Annotated in this window: 17 protein-coding genes; 13 read left to right on the forward strand and 4 right to left on the reverse strand. The window is 28.5% G+C overall.

Annotated elements, in window-relative coordinates:
- Positions 1–27: 27 nt before the first annotated feature.
- A complete protein-coding gene (locus tag NGI68_RS09245) occupies positions 28–1,368 on the forward strand; it encodes an MATE family efflux transporter (protein ID WP_251861183.1) in 1,341 nt (446 codons plus the stop codon).
- A 130-nt stretch (positions 1,369–1,498) separates the two neighbouring features.
- Here NGI68_RS09245 and NGI68_RS09250 read toward each other — a convergent pair whose 3' ends face one another.
- Positions 1,499–2,821: an aminotransferase class V-fold PLP-dependent enzyme gene (locus NGI68_RS09250; RefSeq protein WP_251861184.1), complete on the reverse strand. Its 1,323-nt coding sequence runs from the start codon at positions 2,819–2,821 to the stop codon at positions 1,499–1,501.
- A gap of 310 nt (positions 2,822–3,131) precedes the next feature.
- On the opposite strand from NGI68_RS09250, the gene NGI68_RS09255 reads away from it, so the two are divergent.
- The 11 genes from NGI68_RS09255 (at position 3,132) to rnfB (ending at position 15,163) form a co-directional block, all read left to right on the forward strand.
- Entirely contained in the window at positions 3,132–4,142 is a 1,011-nt protein-coding gene (locus tag NGI68_RS09255) for a YeiH family protein (RefSeq protein ID WP_251861185.1), read from the forward strand.
- A 495-nt stretch (positions 4,143–4,637) separates the two neighbouring features.
- Positions 4,638–5,312, forward strand: coding sequence for a phosphatase PAP2 family protein (locus NGI68_RS09260; protein WP_251861186.1), 675 nt, complete (start codon positions 4,638–4,640; stop codon positions 5,310–5,312).
- Complete coding sequence (locus NGI68_RS09265; RefSeq protein ID WP_251861187.1) at positions 5,258–5,959, forward strand: response regulator transcription factor; 702 nt, start codon at positions 5,258–5,260, stop codon at positions 5,957–5,959. Before NGI68_RS09260 ends, NGI68_RS09265 begins: the two co-directional genes overlap by 55 nt.
- Positions 5,960–6,014: 55 nt before the next feature.
- On the forward strand, positions 6,015–7,493 hold the full coding sequence (locus NGI68_RS09270; protein WP_502799380.1) for a sensor histidine kinase: 1,479 nt from the start codon (positions 6,015–6,017) through the stop codon (positions 7,491–7,493).
- A 139-nt stretch (positions 7,494–7,632) separates the two neighbouring features.
- On the forward strand, positions 7,633–9,051 hold the full coding sequence (locus NGI68_RS09275; protein WP_251861189.1) for a sodium:solute symporter family protein: 1,419 nt from the start codon (positions 7,633–7,635) through the stop codon (positions 9,049–9,051).
- Between the two features lie 1,189 nt (positions 9,052–10,240).
- Positions 10,241–11,560: an electron transport complex subunit RsxC gene (gene rsxC, locus NGI68_RS09280; protein ID WP_251861190.1), complete on the forward strand. Its 1,320-nt coding sequence runs from the start codon at positions 10,241–10,243 to the stop codon at positions 11,558–11,560.
- Between the two features lie 21 nt (positions 11,561–11,581).
- Complete coding sequence (locus NGI68_RS09285; RefSeq protein ID WP_251861192.1) at positions 11,582–12,514, forward strand: RnfABCDGE type electron transport complex subunit D; 933 nt, start codon at positions 11,582–11,584, stop codon at positions 12,512–12,514.
- A complete protein-coding gene (locus tag NGI68_RS09290; RefSeq protein WP_251861193.1) occupies positions 12,514–13,086 on the forward strand; it encodes an RnfABCDGE type electron transport complex subunit G in 573 nt (190 codons plus the stop codon). The genes NGI68_RS09285 and NGI68_RS09290 overlap by 1 nt, the downstream gene beginning before the upstream one ends.
- Positions 13,086–13,685, forward strand: a complete 600-nt coding sequence (rsxE, locus tag NGI68_RS09295; RefSeq protein ID WP_251861194.1) for an electron transport complex subunit RsxE — start codon at positions 13,086–13,088, stop codon at positions 13,683–13,685. Before NGI68_RS09290 ends, rsxE begins: the two co-directional genes overlap by 1 nt.
- Before the next feature lie 52 nt (positions 13,686–13,737).
- Positions 13,738–14,316, forward strand: a complete 579-nt coding sequence (locus NGI68_RS09300; RefSeq protein WP_251861196.1) for an electron transport complex protein RnfA — start codon at positions 13,738–13,740, stop codon at positions 14,314–14,316.
- Positions 14,317–14,329: 13 nt separating this feature from the next.
- Positions 14,330–15,163 (forward strand): RnfABCDGE type electron transport complex subunit B, encoded by an 834-nt coding sequence (gene rnfB, locus NGI68_RS09305; protein WP_251861197.1) that lies wholly within the window; start codon positions 14,330–14,332, stop codon positions 15,161–15,163.
- A gap of 118 nt (positions 15,164–15,281) precedes the next feature.
- On the opposite strand, the gene NGI68_RS09310 is transcribed toward rnfB, so the two are convergent.
- The 3 genes from NGI68_RS09310 to NGI68_RS09320 form a co-directional block, all read right to left on the reverse strand.
- On the reverse strand, positions 15,282–15,797 hold the full coding sequence (locus tag NGI68_RS09310) for a Gx transporter family protein (protein WP_251861198.1): 516 nt from the start codon (positions 15,795–15,797) through the stop codon (positions 15,282–15,284).
- 30 nt (positions 15,798–15,827) lie between these two features.
- Positions 15,828–16,220 (reverse strand): NusG domain II-containing protein, encoded by a 393-nt coding sequence (locus NGI68_RS09315; protein WP_251861199.1) that lies wholly within the window; start codon positions 16,218–16,220, stop codon positions 15,828–15,830.
- 103 nt (positions 16,221–16,323) lie between these two features.
- Positions 16,324–17,358, reverse strand: coding sequence for an FAD:protein FMN transferase (locus NGI68_RS09320; protein WP_251861200.1), 1,035 nt, complete (start codon positions 17,356–17,358; stop codon positions 16,324–16,326).
- 431 nt (positions 17,359–17,789) lie between these two features.
- Here NGI68_RS09320 and NGI68_RS09325 point away from each other — a divergent pair, with 431 nt between their 5' ends.
- The gene (locus tag NGI68_RS09325) at positions 17,790–21,140 is read left to right on the forward strand and encodes a cell wall-binding repeat-containing protein (RefSeq protein WP_251861201.1); all 3,351 of its coding nucleotides are present in this window, start codon (positions 17,790–17,792) and stop codon (positions 21,138–21,140) included.

Consider the following 21,140-nt stretch of genomic DNA (forward strand, 5'->3'; position numbering starts at 1 on the left):
ACATAATTAATTTTTATGAGGGATTATATGACAAGAAAATATCCAATGAAAGAAATTTTAGATATTTCTATTCCAGTTATAGCAGAAATGACATTGTATAATTTAATGTTAGTATTTGATATGATAATGATAGGAAATTATGGTGGAAATAAATGCTTAACTGCAGTTGGGTTAAGTAATGGAATTATTTTTACCATTTGTAATATATTTATTTCTATAGGACTTGCAGTTTCTGTAACCTCATTAGTAGCTAGGAGTATAGGTAGTAGACATTATAAAAATGCTCAGCAATATGCTATATGTGGCCTATCTTTAGGGGTTATAATTTCATTTATTATAAGCTGTTTTATATTTTATAGGGGTGAAAAAATTTTATATATAGCAGGTGCAAGAGGAGATATACTTAAAATAGCTAACGTTTTTAATAAAACAATGGCTATTTCAATTTTTTTTAAGATGAATACAGAAATTATAAATTCTATATTAAGGGGATATAAAAATACAAGGACACCTTTTCTTACAGCAGTGATAATAAGTAGCTGTAAGATTGTATTGGACTATGTTTTTATATTTGGATTGGGAAGGAACAGTTTAGGTGTATTTGGAGCAGCATTAGCTTCTATCTTGTCTCAAATAGCAGGGTTCACGTTTTCTTTTATAAATATGATAGGTAAATTTAGATATCGGGGAAATATAAATGTGTTTAAACTGTTTAAATTACAAAAAATAAAAGATATTTTAAACATGTATGTAACTGCATCTATGGAAGAGGCAGCATTTAGTATAAGTAGGTTATTATGTACTTTTATGATAATAAAGTTAGGGAGTGTTTCTTTTTCTGCTAACGAAATAGCAAATACTGTGGAAACAGTTTCTATAATACCTAGTACTGCTTTAGGTGTTTCTGCTACTACATTAATTGGGGTAAAAATAGGAGAGAGAGATTATAAAGGAGCAAAAAAATATAGCAATAAGTTTATTTTTTTTGCAGTTAGTATATCTCTAATATTTTCATTATTATTTATTTTTATGCCTAACTTATTAGTGGGATTTTTTGTGCAAAATAAAGAAATAAAAGTGTTGAAATTAGCAACTTTATGCTTGCTTATTGGAGCTGTAGAACAGCCCTTTATAGCTGCATCTAATGTTGTAGAGGATATATTAAAGGGTATGGGAGATGTGAAAACACCATTTATTGCAACTTTAGTTTCTGGATGGTGCATAAGAATACCATTGATTTATTACTATATATATAAATTAAACTATTCTGTAATATGTGTTTGGTGGATAACAGCAATTCAATGGATTATAGATTTTCTAATTATGAAAATACTTTTAAATAGAAAATTTAATCAGTATAGATCATAGTTTTTTGTAAAAATGTAATGTAAAAAATCCATAACAAAAGAATGAAAGAAAGAAGATTTATAGCAGAAATAAAATATAAATTAACACCTATAAGTTTATGGCCATAATACAGACTTATAGGTGCTTTATTTTAGCTATATTTTTTTAAATATTTATTCTTATTTTGAATTATTTTATTAAGAGCCATAACTAAAAAGTCTATTTCATACATATCATTATACATACCAAAGCTTAGCCTAACCATACCTGGTCTTGATGACATTGGATAATCCGCATATGTCCCTATGTCTTCTTTGGGGATATTTAATATCTTTTGAACATAGGGCTGAGCACAGAAACATCCATTTCTTACAGCTATACCAAATTCTTTAGAAAGTATTTCTGCAGTTGTGCTATGGTGCATACCTTTTATATTGAAAGGTATTATAGCAACGCTAGGGTGATATAAATCATTAGAACAGTAGATTTTTATATCTGGTATTTGAGAAATATTTTTAAAAGCATATTTTAAAATTTCTTGTTCATAATTCTCAATATTTCTCATGCCTATCGTTTTTATGGTATTTATAGCTTGAGTAAGAGCTATAACGCCCATAACATTTGGAGTACCTGCTTCGTCTTTTTCTGGAGGATCTGTCCATAAAACATAATCTTTAGTTACTACATTTACAGTGCCACCACCCTTATAATCTGGCTCACCTTTTTCAAAGGTTTCTTTAGGGCCTATTAATACACCTATACCAAAAGGAGCATACATTTTATGAGCAGAAAAAGCTAAATAATCAATGTGCTCCAAGCTATTATGAGATTTCATATCAATACTACAATGTGGTACAAATTGTGCTCCATCCACTAAAATTTTAGAGCCATATTGGTGAACTAATTTTGCTATATCATGAATAGGATTTATATATCCCGTTACGTTAGATGCCCCAGTAATAGCAACTAATTTTACTCTGCCTTTATATTTTGCTAATTTGTTTTTCAAATCTTCAATTACCAATCTTCCAAATTCATCTACCTCTATATAATCTACTGTATATTTATCTCGCCAAGGTAAATCGTTAGAATGATGCTCCATTAAGGTGGTCAAAATAACAGATTCATCATCATAAGATGAAAGTCTATAGGAAAGTTTATTAATAGCTTCTGTAGTGTTTTTTACATATATGATAGTATCTTTATCTAAATCAGCTCCAACAAACGATCCAACAGTTTTTCTCGAATCTTCATATACTTTGGAAGATAACTGAGATTTATATCCAGTACCTCTGTGAATGGAGGAATACCAAGGAGAAAAATTTACAATGGTGTTTATTACAGAAATTAAAGGAGGTGTAGTGGCTGCATTGTCAAAATTTATACAATAAGATAGTTGTCCATTATATAGAGGTACTTTAGTGTCACTGCCTACAACTAAATGTCTATAAGGAGATCTTTTGCCAAAATACATATAATCACCTCTATTCCCCTACTATATAGTATTTAAAATATAAAAAAGTGTAACTTGATTTCTAAAAATAAAATAATAGAATTTTAAAATATTCAGCTAAGTATAAGTAAATACTTATTATAATAATAAAATAATAATATTTAACTTTTCATAATAAAAATTGTAAAATAGTAAAGTAAAATAAAAAAATAAGTGTTAAAATTTCAAATTTATAGTAGTCTGCGTTTTAGACTTATTACCTAATTAGGACATATGAAATTTAGTTTATATATAAAATTAAAAATCAAAGGATTAAATAGGAGATGGAAAAATGAAAAAAATAAAAAGCATATTACCAGGGGTTTTCTTATCATTTGCTATAGCTTTAATAGCTACGTGGCTTGGAAACTTAGCGCCTATAATAGGTGGTGCAGTGTTTGGTATATTAATAGGTATAATTATAAATAATATTCTAGGTAAACCTAAAAGTACTATAGAAGGAGTAGGATTTACATCAAAAAAAATATTACAATGGGCTATTATAGTTTTAGGTGGTGGACTAAGTTTATCTCAAGTTAGAAAAACAGGATTAGAATCTTTAGAAGTAACTTTATTTACAATATCTACAGCTTGTATTACTGCTTATGTATTTGGTAAGCTTTTAAAAATACCAGACAAGCTAAAAACTTTAATAGGAGTAGGTACAGCTATATGTGGAGGGTCGGCTATAGCAGCCGTATCCCCTATAATAGAAGCGGATGAAGTAGAAATAGCTTATTCTATATCAACTATATTTTTATTTAATATAATAGCTGTCTTAATATTTCCACCATTAGGTCATTTACTAGGATTTTCAGATAAAGCCTTTGGATTGTGGGCAGGAACAGCTATAAATGATACATCCTCTGTAGTAGCAGCAGGATATGCTTTTAGTAATAAAGCAGGTGAATATGCTACCATAGTTAAATTAACAAGAGCTACTTTAATAATACCAATATCATTAATATTTGCATTTATAGTAGCATATAAAAAGAAAAAACAAGCTAAAATGGGAAATGGGGAAGTTAATTATTCTTTTAAAAAGATATTCCCATGGTTTATATTATGGTTCTTAGTAGCATCTTTATTAAATACTATGGGATTATTTAAAGGAAACACAATTCATTATATAAATGAGTTTGGGAAATTCTTAATAGTAATGGCACTATCGGCCATAGGATTAAACTCAAATTTTAAAGAAATGACAAAGGCTGGATTAAAGCCAATACTTTTGGGAATTATAGTATGGTTTAATGTAGCCGTTGTAAGTATAATAGTACAATTTATAACTGCACAAATATAAGTAAATTACAAATTGAAAGTCTACTCCCTTAGATTAAAAAAAGGATATGTGGCTTGAAAGACACTTCAATAAGAGATCTTAATTTGTTTTTCCTTAAAATATATGATTCCAAATCATAACTCGTTGAACGCTCAAACAATAATTTTCAATCATATATTTTGGAAAAACAAACAAGGATCTCTAATTTTGTTCAAATGCCTTTTACACCGCATATTCCAATTTAAAATTTTTATATGAAACTAAAAATTTATATAATATCTTTTAAAGATATTAAAATAAGAATTTCTTATTGAAGTGAGTTGCCTTTTTAACCACATATCCTTTATTAGCCTACTGGTACGAAAGCTGTTTCACATTGCAATTTGTCAATATTAAGAAATTTTTAAGGATTAAAGAACGTATTTTTAAGGATTATATAGAGTTTTTATTAAGATATTTTAAGTACAATTATAATACAAAATAAAAACAGAAATGTATTTAGGGGGAGGAATTAAAGTGATATATAAAATTAAAAACAATACACTACCATTGCTTTTAATGTTATTCATACCAATAGTAAATGTATTTTATGGTATTTTAAATAATTCAAATAGAGGAGTGTATAGTTTAGTTACTAATTTTGATAAATCTATGCCTTTTTTGCCTGAATTCTCTGTACCTTATATGTCTTGGTATCCATTTGTAATTATATGTTTAATATATATGTGTTTTAAAAATAGGAATTTATATTATAAAGCTTTATTTAGTATAATAATAAGTTTGATTATAAGTTATATTGTATTTTTCTTTTTTCAAACTACAGTACCAAGAGCTGAAATTTTAGGAAATGATGTATTTAGTAATATTGTTAAATTTATATATAGAACAGATAGTCCGTATAATTGTTTCCCAAGCATTCATGTTGTGACTACCTATATTATTATGAGATTTATGTTAAACAAGGAAATAAAAAATAGAAGGACTACTAATAATATTGTTATAATATTAGGTATACTTATCATATTATCTACTCAATTAATAAAACAACATGTTTTATTAGACATAATATTTGCTATAATCTTAGGTGAGGGAATTTATAATATGATAAATTATTATGGTTTGGAGATGATGAAGAAATGTCAGCAGAAAAAATACTCATTGTTGATGATGAAAAAGAAATCAGAGATTTAATAGATATATACTTGACCAATGAAGGGTATATAACTTTAAAGGCTTCTAATGGATTAGAAGCTTTGGAACTTTTAAAGACTAATAATGATATTCAGCTTATAATATTAGATATAATGATGCCAAAGATGGATGGTATAGAAGCCTGCATGAAAATAAGAGAAGAACAAAGCATGCCTATAATAATGCTTTCAGCTAAAAGTGAGGATATGGATAAAATAATAGGCCTTACTACGGGAGCAGATGATTATATAACAAAACCATTTAATCCTTTAGAACTTTTGGCCAGAGTAAAATCTCAGTTAAGAAGATATATAAAGCTTAATGGTTCCAATACAAATGAAAATAAAGATGTTGTTACTATAGAAGATGTAACTATAAATGTAGCTAATCATGAAGTGAAAATGGGAGATAAGGAAATTAAACTTACCCCAAGAGAATTTGATATTTTAGAGTTACTTGCTAGAAATAGAGGTGTGGTATTTAGTATAGAAAAAATATATGAATCAGTATGGAAAGAGGAATTTTTAGATTCTAATAATACAGTAATGGTTCATATAAGAAAACTAAGAGAAAAATTAGAACAAAATCCAAGAGATCCAAGATATATAAAAACAGTTTGGGGAGTTGGATATAAGGTTGATAAATAAAAAAAGTAGAATAAATAGATTGTTTAGCTTTATGCTAAAACCATTCAATAAGATGATGAAGCCGTTTAGGTATTTATATGAGCTAATATCCTATAAGGTAAAGAGAAGTGTAAGATTAGAACTTATATTTACTTTTGGGTTGTGCTTTTTAATGGCTATTATGAGTTATGTTGCAGTTAACAATTATTTAACTAAAGCTAGTAAGTACTCACAAATAGATTATGAAAAAGGTATAAATGAAATTTATAATTATTCTTTATCTATATCAGATCAAATTAATGGTAGAGAACTAAAAATAGATGATAAAAAAACTATTGAAGAAATTATAAATACTGAATGGGGTTTAGACAAAAACAATAAAATATTTATAGCTGATACTGAAGGAAAGATTCTTTTTAAAGTTAAAAATGTGGAAGAAGAAAAAGTTGATATATTCGAGGTAATAAAAAATAATATACAGCTCCAAAATATAGATAAATACCAGAGTGATTATGATACAGGAAGAAAAGAATTTGTAAGTATTAATCCATTGGTTTTTAAAAATTCAAAAGCTTACATAATAGTTAAAGGTATACCAAGAGCGGAAACAGTATATCATACAAAAGATAAATCAGTAAGTTCCTTTTTCTTAGCTACTATAGTATTTATATTTGGATTCTTATTTATAACAAAAAAGAAAATGAATTATATAGAAGATATATCAAATGGACTTTTACAAATATCAAAAGGAACCCTAGATTACAGAGTAAAAAGAGTAGGGGACGATGAGTTAGCATTATTAGCGGATAATATAAACTATATGGCAAAAGAATTAAGTGATAAGATGGAAAAGGAAAGGAAAATAGAAAAAGCTAAAAATGACTTAATAACAAATGTGTCTCATGATTTGAGAACTCCTCTTACATCTATAATGGGGTATTTAGGATTAATAAAAGAAAAAAAATATAACAGTGAAGAAGAATTAATGGAATATGCAACTGTTGCTTATAATAAATCTGAAAAGTTAAAAAATCTTATAAAGGATTTATTTTCTTATACTAAATATACAAATGATAGAGTTGATTTAAATAAACGAAAAATTATTTTAGCAGAATTGTTAGATCAATTAATAGAAGAGTTAGTACCTATATGTGAAGAAAATAAAATAACTATAGGTAAATATACCTGGGATTTTGATATAGTATCAGAAATAGATCCAGATAAAATGGTAAGAGTTTTTGAAAATCTTATAATGAATGCCATAAGATATAGTATAAAGCCGGGAGAAATAAAAATTAATTTGTATAAAGAAAGAGTATTTTCCATAGTGTCTATATCAAATAAAAGTGAAGAAATATCAAAAGAAGACCTTAAAAAATTATTTGATAGATTTTATAGGTTGGATAAATCAAGAACTGCCACAACTGGTGGCAGTGGACTAGGGTTAGCTATAGCAAAGAGTATAGTAGAAATGCATAGAGGAAGCATTTGGGCAGAGTATGAAAAGGGATATATAACTTTTTATGTAAAATTGATAATGGGTAGTAATGAATAAATATTTTTTATTAAGTTATAATTACCAATAATAAATTTATTAGGACCTGGTGCAATTGCACCAGGTTTTAAGTTATAATATAATGAAAAATGTTATATAGAAACATTTATTAAATAAACAGATTTAAGAGGAGGATGTCGTGAAGGGCTATTTAATATTTATAATCATATATGCCATCATACTTATATTAGCAGGATTTGTGGTTAAAAAATATGTAAAAGGAGCTGCAGATTTTTTTGTGGCGGGAAGAAAACTTAACTCTAAGTTACTGTGTACTACATTAATAGCAGCAAATATAGGAGCAGGTTCAACTGTAGGGATAACAGGTATTGCCTACAAGTATGGAGTGTCTTCTTATTGGTGGATATTTATGTCTGCCATAGGAACGGTAGTATTAGCTTATTTTGTAGGACCTAAAATATGGGAAAAATCTATGAAATACAATTTATATACATTAGGAGATTATTTAGATATAAGATATTCTAAATATTTTAAAGGAGCTATATCTATAATGATGACTATAGGTACATTAGCATTATTTGCAGGTCAGCTTATGGGAATCGCATGGATATTGAATGTAACTTCAGGCATTGATAAAAATATAGGAATTCTAATTGGAGCAGTAGTTGTTGTTCTTTACTTTTCATCTGGTGGACTACTATCTTCAGCCATAGTAAATGTACTAGAATTAATAATAATAGTATTAGGATTTATAATTGCAGTACCTTATTGCATAAATAGTGTAAATGGATTTAGCGGGTTACATGCAGCTATACTAAATAACCTACCAGCCCAGGAGAGTGCCAATTATTTTAGTTTAAAAGGAATAGGGATAACTACCATAGTAGGATGGTTTTTAATGCTTACACCATCATTTTTTATATCACCAGGATTAATAGGAAAAGTTTATGGAGCAAAGGATGTAAAAACCATAAAAAGAGGAGCTGGTATATGTGCATTAGTTCAAGCATTATTTGCATTTTTGCCAACTATATTAGGAATGTGTGCTTTTGCAGTATTTCCTAATCTTAGTCAACAGGAACTAGCACTTCCAATGGTTATGAAAAATTTAATGCCCTTTTCAGTATCTGCTTTAGCACTAGCAGCCATATTCGCAGCAGAAGTTAGTACCGCAGATGCAGTATTATATATGCTAACGACTACTTTTACAGAAGATATATATAAAACTTTTATAAATCCTAAAATGGATGATAAAAAATTGTTAAAAACAGGAAGAATAGTTACAATAGTGGGGGGAATATTAGGGGTAGCTATGGCGTTTATGCTACCTAATATAATAACAGCACTGTCAATATTCTATACACTAATGTCAGTTTCTTTAACAATACCATTATTATTCGGCCTATTTTCCCAAAGGCCAAATGCTAAAAGTGCTTTTATATCATCAATAGTAGGAATAATAGTAACATTATATCTTCAATTCCAAAACAATGATAAGGGGATATGGATATTAAATGCACAATCTACTGGAATATTATGCTCTTTAATTGTTATGATAATTTTTTTAATGTTAAATAAAAAGAAAAGTTCTACTTAAAATTATGTAACATTAAATACTTTAAATTTATATATAAGTTTATTAAAAATTATTTATTATGCTTTAATAGCTTGTGTAGCATATAGTAGATGCTAAATTTTTTACATCTATTATATGCTGCACAATTTTTATATAATTTAGTTTTATTAATTTAACTTTTGGTATTAGTTAATTCTTTATATTGAAATTACTTGCGTTAAAGCTATGGAATCTTCAGACATAAAATATTAGTATAATATTTTTTATGTTTAAGATTTAATTAGCACAATGAATTAATTTATAAAAAATATGTGAAAAATGTAACAAAAAAATGTGCTTATTTACATTATAAAAAATAAATACATAAAAGTCACTTAAAAACTGTGATATACGTATGGTATTGCCATATATCTTAATGTGTAAGAGTTTATTAAAATTTAATATTATTAATAGAATCCATATTTAAAACATATATTTAAAACATAGAATTAAAGCATGTATTCAGATAGGTAATATAAAAATTTAAATTATATACTAAATAAGTATATACATATAATTAAAAATTAATTTTTATTATACTATTTGCTTATAATTTATAAAAAAGTAAGGGCTTTTTTAATATTATGATACTTATAAATATAAAAAAATGAAAGATTTTATTTTTAAAATTACAATTGTATATAAAGGGACATATAAAGGGATATATAAGCTACATAAATTGTAATTTTTAAACATATAATCGTATAAAATACTATAAAGTATGTTATAAATTAAACTTAGTATATGCCCTTGTAAATGGATTACAAAAAACTTATAATATGTATGAGTATAATTTTATTTTAATTTAAAATAAATTGTAAATTTTTGTGATGATAGTAAGTAAATTTGCACTTGCAGATATATACAAATTCCTATAAAATAATTAGTGTGTTCTTAAAATAAAATTAATATATTAAAAATTTCTTAAAAATTTCTAGTTGCTATTAAAAAGTAATAACAAGATTATAGGAAATTTTTTTGTGGATTGTTTTGGCATAATTATTGCTTGCAATTATTATATAATAGCTTTAGCTATGCAAAATTGTTTATTATTTAATCTTTATTTTAAATTAATAATAAATTCACTGTTTTAAATCAATCTATATTTTAAGTAACAATATTGTGTATTTCATGACTTTTAGCATGTATGCATAAAGATAGGAGGATTAGTATGGAACTATTAACTTTTAAAAAAGGTGTACATCCACCTCATGGAAAATACCTTACAGAAAAAAAACCTATAGAAGAATATTTACCAAAGGGCGATTTAGTGTTCCCTATGTCCCAACATATAGGGGCACCTTGTAATCCTATAGTTAAAAAAGGTGACAAAGTATTAGTTGGTCAAGTTATAGGTGAAGCTACAGGTTTTGTATCAGCGCCTATCCACAGTAGTGTTTCAGGTACTGTAAAAAACCTTGCTCCAGTATTAACAGCAGCAGGAACAAAGGTAATGGCGGTTATTGTAGAAAATGATGGACAATATGAAGAAATTGAAATGCCAAAACCAAAACACTACAATGAAATGTCAAAAGAAGAAATAATTAAATTAATACAACAAGCAGGTATTGTTGGTATGGGTGGAGCCTGTTTTCCGACTCATGTAAAACTTTCACCACCACCAGACAAAAAAATAGACTCAATTATAGTAAATGCAGCTGAATGTGAGCCATATTTAACTTGTGACCACAGACTTATGTTAGAGGAGTCAGATAAAATAGTAGAAGGCTTAAAAATCATATTAAAAATATTCCCAGAAGCAAAAGGCTACATAGGAATAGAAAATAATAAGCCAGATGCTATAGAAGCTATGAAAAAAGCATCTGAAGGCATAGCAAATATAGAAGTTAAAGCTCTTAAGACCAAATATCCACAAGGAGCAGAAAAACAATTAATATATGCTATAAAAGGAAGAGAAGTGCCATCAGGAAAACTTCCAGCAGATGCAGGATGTGTTGTTCAAAACACTGCAACAGTTAGAGAAATATACAATGCAGTAGTTTTGGGAAGACCTTTAGTAGAAAGAATTATAACAGTTACAGGTGAAGCTGTTAAAGAAGCTAAAAATATAAGAATAAAACTTGGAACAAACCTTAGAGAATTAGTAGAATTCTGTGGTGGATATAAAGAAGAACCAGTTAAAGTTATATCTGGTGGTCCAATGATGGGTATGACAATACCAACATTAGATATACCAACAGTGAAGGGTTCTTCAGGCTTATTAAGCTTAACTAAGGCTCAAGCGGTATTACCACATGGAGGAAGCTGTATTAGATGTGGAAGATGTGTAGAAGCATGTCCAATGAATTTGATACCATCTACATTAGATTCATTATCTAATAGAGGTGAATTAGGTAGTTTTGAAGAGTTACACGGTGTAGATTGTATAGAATGTGGATGCTGTACTTTTGTATGTCCAGCTAAACGTCATTTAATTCAATCTATAAGAACAGCTAAACGTTCAGTTATAGCTTCAAAAAGAAAAAAATAATTAAGTAGGGAGTGACTTTGGATGTCTGAATCAATGTATACATTATCTTCATCTCCACATATTCGTTCAAAAGACTCTGTTCAGTCAATAATGAGAGATGTTATAATAGCTTTACTTCCAGCAACTGTTGCAGGAATCTATTTCTTTAAATTACATGCACTTTTAGTTATATTAACAGCAGTTATTTCTTGTATAGCAGCAGAATATATCTGGGAAAAAGCTACAGGAAGAGATATAACTATAGGAGATTTAAGTGCAGTGGTAACAGGAATGTTACTTGCATTTAACGTGCCATCAACACTTCCATTATGGATGGTAGTTATAGGCAGCTTTTTCTCTATAATAGTTGTTAAACAATTCTTTGGAGGTATAGGTCAAAACATAGTAAATCCAGCATTAGCAGGAAGAGCATTTTTACTTGCATCTTGGCCAGTAGCTATGACTACTTGGAATGTTGATGGAGTTACTACAGCTACACCACTTGCTATTTTAAAGAGTGGACAAGGACAAATACCAAGCATGGCATCAGCTTTTCTAGGACATATAGGAGGATGTATTGGTGAAACATCAGCTTTAGCATTACTTATAGGTTTTGCTTATCTTTTATATAGAAGAATAATAACTTGGCATGTACCAGTTACTTATGTAGCAACTGTATTTGTACTCACAGCAGTAATAGGAAGACATGGATTTATGTCTGGAAATGCAATATATGAAATTTTTGTAGGTGGATTAATGTTAGGAGCTATATTTATGGCAACTGATTATACAACTTCACCAATGACTAAAAAAGGACAGGTTATTTTCGCAATAGGGTGTGGTTTAATAACAACAATCATACGTATATTCGGAGGATATCCAGAAGGAGTTTCTTACTCAATTCTATTAATGAATTTATTTGTACCTTTAATAGATAAATTCGTAACTCCAAGAGTATTTGGGGAGGTGAAATAATGGAAAAGAATGAGACATTAGCATTAGGATTAAAGCTTCTTATAATAACTGCCATAGCAGGGATTATACTGGGAGGAGCTTTCGTAATAACTAAAAAACCAATAGAACAACAGGTACAAAAAACAAATAATGAAGCCATGAAAGAAATACTTCCAAAAGCAAATGCTTTTGAAAAGATGGATGGAAAATCAAGTGCTGTTGTGACAGAAGTTAATGAAGGAAAAAAAGGCAGCGACACAGCAGGATATGCTCTAAAAGTTTTAACAAAAGGATACGGTGGACAAATAGAGATGATGGTTGGAGTTTCTAAGGATGGTAAAGTAGAAGGAATAAAAATTCTTTCCCATTCAGAGACACCAGGACTTGGAGCTAATGCCCCACAACCAAAATTCTCAGGACAATTTAAAGGAAAATCAATTGAAAAAGACTTAGAAGTTGTTAAGACAGCACCAGGAAAAGACAATGAAATACAAGCTATGACAGGTGCAACAATAACATCAAAAGCCGTTACAAAGGGTGTTAATGATGCTGTTGCATATTATAAAAATGAATTGAAGGGAGGACAAAAATAATGAGCGTTTTAGGCGAAAGATTAAAGAATGGAATTATAGACGAAAATGTTACTTTCGTCCAAGTTTTAGCAATGTGTCCTACTTTGGCAGTAACATCAGGTGCTAAAAATGGTATAGGTATGGGACTTGCATCTACAGTGGTTCTTATGGGTTCAAACTTAGTTATATCACTACTTAGAAAAGTAATACCAGACAAAATTCGTATACCATCATTTATAGTAGTAATAGCAGCCTTTGTTACATTACTTCAATTCTTAATGCAAGGTTTCGTACCAGCCTTATATCAATCATTAGGTATATTTATACCACTTATAGTTGTTAACTGTGTTATATTAGGAAGAGCAGAAGCCTATGCATCCAAAAATGGTCCAGTAGCATCAATATTTGATGGATTAGGTCAAGGCTTAGGATTTACATTATCATTAACAGTAATAGGAATGATAAGAGAACTGTTAGGAGCAGGCCAATTATTTGGTCACCAAATAATGCCAAGCTCATTTCAACCAGCTTTAATAATGATACTTGCGCCAGGAGCATTCTTTACATTAGGAATATTAATGGCAATAATAAATGCTAGAAAATTAAAAAAGGCTAGATAACCAAGAGAAGGAATTTTAAAGATCCTTATAAGAAGGAAGGGTGAAAAAAAGTATGAAAATATTTGGCTTGATTGTATCAGCGTTATTTGTTAATAACTTCGTTTTATCAAGATTCTTAGGAATATGTTCTTTCCTTGGTGTTTCAAAAAAAGTTGAAACTGCTACAGGAATGGGACTTGCAGTTACATTCGTTATGGGGTTAGCATCACTTATATCTTATATAGTGTATAGTGCTATACTTGTGCCTCTTAACATAACCTACCTATATACTATAGCTTTTATATTAGTTATAGCAGCATTAGTTCAATTTGTTGAAATGGTTATAAAAAAGAAAAGTCCAGGACTTTATAAAGCTCTAGGAATATTCTTACCACTTATAACTACAAACTGTGCTATATTAGGTGCGGTTATCATAAACATGAACGACAAACTTAATTTAATAGAATCATTAGTATTCGGAATTTTTTCAGGACTTGGATATATGCTTGCAATAGTTCTTTTAGCAGGTTTAAGAGAAAGAATGGAAGCATGTGATAAAATGCCTAGATCAATGCAAGGTCTTCCAATATCATTAATAACAGCAGGACTTATGGCAATCGCATTCTTAGGTTTCCAAGGACTACTACATTAGGAGGTGTAGATAGATGAATGAATTATTATTTCCTATATTGAGCTTAGGTGGACTAGGACTTGTGTTCGGTGTTCTTTTAGGATATGCATCTAAAAAATTCGCCGTAGAAGTAGACCCTAAGGTACCATTAATAAGAGATTCTCTACCAGGAGCTAACTGTGGTGGTTGCGGATTCGCAGGATGTGATGCTTATGCACAAGCGGTAGCAGAAGGCAGCGCAGCACCAAACTGCTGTACAGTAGGTGGAGCTGCTGTAACAGAAAAAGTAGCAGAAATAATGGGAGTTTCTGTAGATGAATCAGAACCATTAAAAGCATATGTAAAATGTAATGGAACTTGTGATAAAGCTAAACAAAGAGGAGAATACTACGGAACAATGGATTGCCAACAAGCATCAGTAGTTCCAGGTGGTGCATCAAAATCTTGTCAATATGGATGTTTAGGTTTAGGAAGCTGTTCAAGAGCCTGTGCATTTGACGCTATACATGTAACAGAAGGTGGAATAGCGGAAGTAGATCCAGAAAAATGTGTAGGTTGTGGAGCCTGTGTAAAAGCCTGTCCAAGAGCAGTAATAGATTTAAGACCATTATCAGCTGTAGTTAGAGTAGCATGTAACTCTAGAGATACATTAAAAGCTGTTAAAGATATCTGCCAAGTTGGATGTATCACATGTAGATTATGTGAAAGAACTTGCCCAGTAAAAGCTATCACCATGGAAAATAATCTACCAGTAGTAGATAAAGAAAAATGTGTAAAATGTATGGCATGTGTTAAAAAATGTCCTACAAATGCATTAATAGCTTACGGAAAAGACGTAATAGTAAAAGAAGAAAAACCAGCAAACTAGTAATGACTATATAATAAAGCATAGAAACTAGAATGCAGAGTAAAAATAAAACAAAAGAGCTAAGTAGAATTTAATTTTACTTAGCTCTCTTCATAAAATACTAAAAAATTAAATTATTTTAATTAAAGGGTTTCATATTTTTCAAGTTTTTACTTAGATATTTAGTACATAAACCTATAAAATAACCTGTTATTATGCCTGAGATCATAAGTACTGGAAGATATACATAAACTCTAAGATCTTGTACAACAAAGGCCGCTACAAAAAGCTGACCTATATTATGAAATATAGCACCACAAATACTGATGGAGCTTAAGCTTAAATGTTCTTCAAATTTATAGTAAAGTATAATCATAACAACATTGCTCAAAAAGCCACCTGCTAAACTAAACATAAAAGAAGACATGCTTCCTGCAAACATAGAACCTAGAAGCGTTCTTAAAAACATAACTAAAATAGCTTCATATCCACCTACCATAACTAAAGTTACTAAAGAAATAACATTTGCAAGTCCTAGCTTAATACCTGGAAAAAGTACAGGTATTTGAGATTCCATTATATATATAATCAGGGCTATACCCACCATTAAACTTAAAAAAATCATTTTTCTAGTATTATAATTTTTATTTTTCATATAGATTACTCCTATAAATCATTAACAATTTTAATAAGAAACTCCGTCTATTTTTTTATCATTTTTTTCAATAGTAATTATAATTTTATTAGGAAGACATGCAGAGGTTTCTCCAGGATTTTTTAATATTCCTGACTTTATACAAATTTTATCAGGGCAATCCGCATCTATAAATCTAATAGAACTTTTATCTACCTCTATAATATTATAATGAGTTTCACCATTATGCTTATAATTAATTTTTAATTGCTTTTTTTCTTTTACCTTAGACAAATCTATTCGGTGTATAACTTTACCATCTTGTTTTATTACTGCTACTGTGCTTTTAGATTTTGAAAAGAACTTAAAAAAAACAATACTAATTATGCTTAAGGCCAGTATAACACAGATTATATATACTATAATTTTGTCACCTTTTTTCATTAATACACCACCTATTATTTTATAACAAAACATAAATTTATTAAGTTGAAATATTAAATTTATGTAAATTTTAATATGCTAAAAAGTAAATTATTATATTAATTTATTTATCTTGTAGTTTAAAATCAGTATTAGTTAATTCAAATTTATCTTTAAGGCCAGAGGTTATATAAACCTTTTTATCATTAGTTACAAATATGGCCTCCACATTGGTTAAGCTTTCTATTAATTTTTTTCCATTATCTAGCCCTAAAGTATAAACACTTGTGGATAAAGCATCACCATCTATAGATTTATCAGATATTATAGAAACACTAACAAGACCTTTCTCTGCAGGATAGCCTGTCTTGGTATCAAATATATGATGATATCTTTTACCATTCTTTTCAAAAAATCTTTCGTAATTACCAGAGGTGACAATAGATTTATCAGAAACAGATATAGCGCCTAAATAATTTCCTTTAGGATGTATTGGATTTTGTACACCTATATTCCAAGGGGTTTTATTAGGTTTATTGCCTACAACATATACATTACCACCAAGGCTTAAAAAAGCAGACTCAATATTATAGTTTATAAGTATTTTTTTTAATTCATCTGCAGTATATCCTTTAGCAATAGCCCCCAGATCCATAGCTTGTCCTTTCCTTTTAAGCATAATAGTAGATTCCTTTTCATTTATAATAATATCCTTATAATTTATAAGTTTTAAAGATCTGTCTATTTCATCTTTAGAAGGAATCCTTGCTTTATCTGTTCCAATACTCCAAAGGGCTACTAAAGGTTCTACAGTTATATCAAAAGAGCCCTTAGTTTTTTTGCTATATATTAAGGAAGCTTTTACTACATCTAAAGTATTTTTACTTACTTTAACAGGAGCTACACCAGCATTTTTATTAATTTTACTAACTTCACTAGTAGGTATATTAGTGGACATCTTATTTTCTATATCGGAAATCTTATCTACAGAGGCTTGCACTGCCTTATCAGCATTTTTACCATAGGCCTGAATTTTTATTATAGTACCCATAAGAAAAGTTTCTCTAGATACAGGTTCTTTTGATTTAGTATTACAACCTATAAAAATTATAGGTATGCAAATAAATAAAAAAAGTATATTTACATATTTAAATTTCAAAATGTATTCAACTCCAATCTTATATATGGACAATAGCTTAATCTTATTTTAATTACTAGTAAATAATAAAGGTAATGATACTCTCATTTAATTATATAGCGTATACATTCATTAGGAAAGTATTATAGAAAAAATAAAAAACTTTATCAAAGGGTAATAAAATCTATATATAAGGTTATATTTAACATTAAATGAATAATGATGTAATTATGATATAATATGAGTATGATTGTTTAAAAGTAGATTAATAATAAAATATAAACTACATAATTGTTTTGGAAAGTGATTATAATGTGGAAAATAACTATAATAAATATTATTTATAGAAAATATTATAGGTGGTGCTACAATTACTACCTAAATTAATATAGTCTTTAACAAAATAAATAATCATATTAATTAAATTTTTTATTATAAGGAGGTATAAGTACATGAATAACAAAGGTAGAAAAGCACTAGCAAGTGCTACAGTTGTAGGACTATTTTTATCAACTATTGTAGCGGGAACTGTTAAAGCAGCACCAGGAGATGTTAACAGAATACAAGGAAATGACAGATATGAAACAGCTGCAAATGTAGCAAAAGCTAATTGGAAAGGTGAAGCTGACAATGTAATAATAGCTTCAGGAAATGGTTATGCAGATTCATTAAGTGCATCTGTATTAGCTAAAAAATTAAACGCACCAATAATATTAACTACAGCATCAGAATTAAATTCCAATTCTAAAAGTGCATTAGAAACATTAAAACCAAAGAATGTTTATGTTATAGGTGGAAATGCATCTGTATCACACGTAGTGAGAGATGGGCTTAAAAAACAATATAAAGTAATAGAATTAGGTGGAAAAACTAGATTTGAAACTAATATAGCTATAGCTAATCATTTAGTAGACAAGTTAGGTGTGAAAGCTGAAAATGTTATGGTTATTAATGGAAATGATGGTTTCTCAGATGCCCTATCAGTAGCACCAGTAGCAGCAGCTAAAGAACAAATTTTATTAATAATAGGAAAAGATGGATCTACAGCTGATTTAGCAGCTAACTTTATTAAAAAACATAATTCAAAAGTAACTGTAATAGGAACAGAAGGAGTTGTTCCAACAACAGTTTATAATAAATTAGGAGCAACTGAAAGAGTTAAAGGTGGAGCAACTAGATTTGAAACTAACATTAATATAATGAAACGCTTCAAATTAAATGCTGACAAAATATATGTAGCTAATGCAACTGGGAATGGTTATGCAGATGCTTTAGTAGCTTCAGCTATAGCTGGAAAAACTGGATCAGTACTTATATTAACTGATAGGCCAGGAACAAATGGCACTAAGAATGCTGTTAATTACATAAAAGAAAACAAAACTGATAAAACAGAAGTTCAAGCTTTAGGTGGAAACTTTGTTATACCAGAAGAAATATTTAATGAAATAAAAGATGTTATTAAACCTCATAATGAAGAAAAGCCAAATGAATCAGAGAAAGGAGAAAAACATAACAATACAGTAGCTAAAGGCAAAATAGTAAATATACATGATGTAAAATTAAAAGAAGTTTTAAATCATGCTTTAGGGCAATATAGAAAACCAAATGATGAAATTACAAAAGAAGAAATGGAATCTTTAAAAGAATTAAGTAGTGATTATTTATCAATTATCGATAAAACTGGTCAGGGTAGCCGTGGTATTTCTGATTTGACTGGATTAGAGTATGCTATAAATTTAGAAAAACTAGATTTAAGTGAAAATAAGATTTCAGATTTATCACCACTAAGAAATTCAACTAAAATTAAATGGCTTGAATTAGATAGAAACTATATAACAGATTTATCTCCACTATCTAAAATGACAGCATTGGAACATTTAAATATATACAACAATGAAGATATAGTGGATTTAAATCCAATATCAAAGCTTACAACTATTAAATGGATTGATATGCATCATTGTAGTCGAAGTGAAGCTCCACTTAATGTAGAAGTGCTTAAAAATCTTACAAATCTAGAGTATTTAAGCTTTGAGACAAATAAGATTACAGATCTAAGCTTTGCAAAAAGTCTACCTAATTTAAAAACTTTATCTTGTAATAATACTTTTGTTACAGACTTAGCACCAGTACAAGATTTAGCAATATATGCTTTTAATGACTGGTCAGGAGAAAGATTTTTTAATATGTTTGGTCAAAAATTAAACACTCTATTTAATATTAAAACAAATGCTAATGGAGGAGAATATAGATTTAAATCTCCAGTAAAAAATTATGAGCGTTATAAAGCTCATATAGAAAAAACTTTAAAAGAATCTGGAGAAGAAGCAAAGGTTCCAGCCGTAGATGCTAATAATGTAAATGTGGATTATTTACACTTTGACTTTGATCATACTACAAATGAAGTTGTGGTTAAGGTTGATCCAAATAAAACTAACAAACCTAGAAAGTATAAAGTAGAAGTTTTACTAGAGTATGGTATGTATTCACTAAGAGAAAATTTTCAAATTGTACAAGATGCCAAAAAGTCTATTAGCAATTTAGATGAAGAGCCTATAAAAATGTCAGAAAGTACTAGGAATTTTTATTTAGACTTATTTAACAAGTATAATAAATATGATAAAAAATACACTAATGTAGTTGATGATATGGCATCTAGTTATAAAGCATTACCTAATGATCATATTTTTACTATAGGTGATATGAAAAAATTAAAAAAATTCTATGATAGTGAGTATGCATTAACTCCAGAATTAGTTGCTCCCTTAAATTATGCTACAAATCTTGAAAATTTTGAAGTATTGTTAGATGACAAAAATTTAGTTAGAAATGTAGAAAATTTTGATTTTCTAAAAAATTGTAAAAAACTCAAAGTTTTATACTATATGAATAATGGATTAACCTATGCTAAAGATGAAAAATCTCAAATAAAAGATATAACTGCAATTGCATCATTAACTAATCTTCAAGATTTAAGAATAAATATGACAACTTTAGAGGATGTTACACCTATTTCTAATCTTAAATTAAAGTATTTAGTTCTTCCAGATAATTGTATTAAAGAAGTGAATTCCACCATAGGTAAAATAACAACACTGGAGAGATTAGATATTGAAAATAATCAAGTTTCAGATATTAGTGAATTTAAGAACTTAGTTAACTTAAGGTCATCATATTTATATAATAATAAATTGACTGATATTGGCTCACTTTCACAACTTCATAAACTTGAGGCTCTTTTAATTAATAACAATAATATAAAAGATATAACACCATTAAAAAATTTGAGCTTAAAAAGATTGTATGCAAATGGGAATCCACTTCCTTCAAATTATATGGATATAGTTAAGAAGTTTTTAAAGGTAAATACTTTAAAAGTTGGAGATATAAGTATAGATGATTTTAAATGGATGAAAGCTTTTGCCTTAAGGTCTGAAGATGAACTTTCTGATTTGGATGAAAATAATGCAAGATTATATACATTCATTAATATGCCTATTGAAATTAAAGTCTCATCAAAATCAATAAAAGATGGTGTATTAACTATAGATAATCCTTTAACAGGATTGAATGATGAACCAGTACTTCAAGATGAATATAATAATGAAGGCAAAATAAATAACAATATTACATTTAAATCTGATAAGATAGAAATTAAAATGGATGATCCATCTGTTGCTTCACTAGAAATAAAATATCCAATATATACAGAGAATTCTGCAATAGTATTTGGTCATAATAATTTTCTACAATCTCCTAGTATTGAAGGAACAGTAGTTTTGAATATAAAAATAGAAAAATAA

It is taken from the genome of Clostridium sp. Marseille-Q2269 (assembly GCF_943736985.1).
In the GTDB taxonomy this organism is placed as follows: Bacteria; Bacillota; Clostridia; order Clostridiales; family Clostridiaceae; genus Clostridium_F.

Coding starts and splice junctions, on each gene's coding strand:
- rnfB (WP_251861197.1), top strand. CDS start 14,330: ATGAATGAATTATTATTTCCTATATTGAGCTTAGGTGGACTAGGACTT.
- NGI68_RS09325 (WP_251861201.1), top strand. CDS start 17,790: ATGAATAACAAAGGTAGAAAAGCACTAGCAAGTGCTACAGTTGTAGGA.
- rsxE (WP_251861194.1), top strand. CDS start 13,086: ATGAGCGTTTTAGGCGAAAGATTAAAGAATGGAATTATAGACGAAAAT.
- rsxC (WP_251861190.1), top strand. CDS start 10,241: ATGGAACTATTAACTTTTAAAAAAGGTGTACATCCACCTCATGGAAAA.
- NGI68_RS09310 (WP_251861198.1), bottom strand. CDS start 15,797: ATGAAAAATAAAAATTATAATACTAGAAAAATGATTTTTTTAAGTTTA.
- NGI68_RS09290 (WP_251861193.1), top strand. CDS start 12,514: ATGGAAAAGAATGAGACATTAGCATTAGGATTAAAGCTTCTTATAATA.
- NGI68_RS09245 (WP_251861183.1), top strand. CDS start 28: ATGACAAGAAAATATCCAATGAAAGAAATTTTAGATATTTCTATTCCA.
- NGI68_RS09250 (WP_251861184.1), bottom strand. CDS start 2,821: ATGTATTTTGGCAAAAGATCTCCTTATAGACATTTAGTTGTAGGCAGT.
- NGI68_RS09300 (WP_251861196.1), top strand. CDS start 13,738: ATGAAAATATTTGGCTTGATTGTATCAGCGTTATTTGTTAATAACTTC.
- NGI68_RS09285 (WP_251861192.1), top strand. CDS start 11,582: ATGTCTGAATCAATGTATACATTATCTTCATCTCCACATATTCGTTCA.
- NGI68_RS09255 (WP_251861185.1), top strand. CDS start 3,132: ATGAAAAAAATAAAAAGCATATTACCAGGGGTTTTCTTATCATTTGCT.
- NGI68_RS09270 (WP_502799380.1), top strand. CDS start 6,015: ATGAAGCCGTTTAGGTATTTATATGAGCTAATATCCTATAAGGTAAAG.
- NGI68_RS09315 (WP_251861199.1), bottom strand. CDS start 16,220: ATGAAAAAAGGTGACAAAATTATAGTATATATAATCTGTGTTATACTG.
- NGI68_RS09265 (WP_251861187.1), top strand. CDS start 5,258: ATGTCAGCAGAAAAAATACTCATTGTTGATGATGAAAAAGAAATCAGA.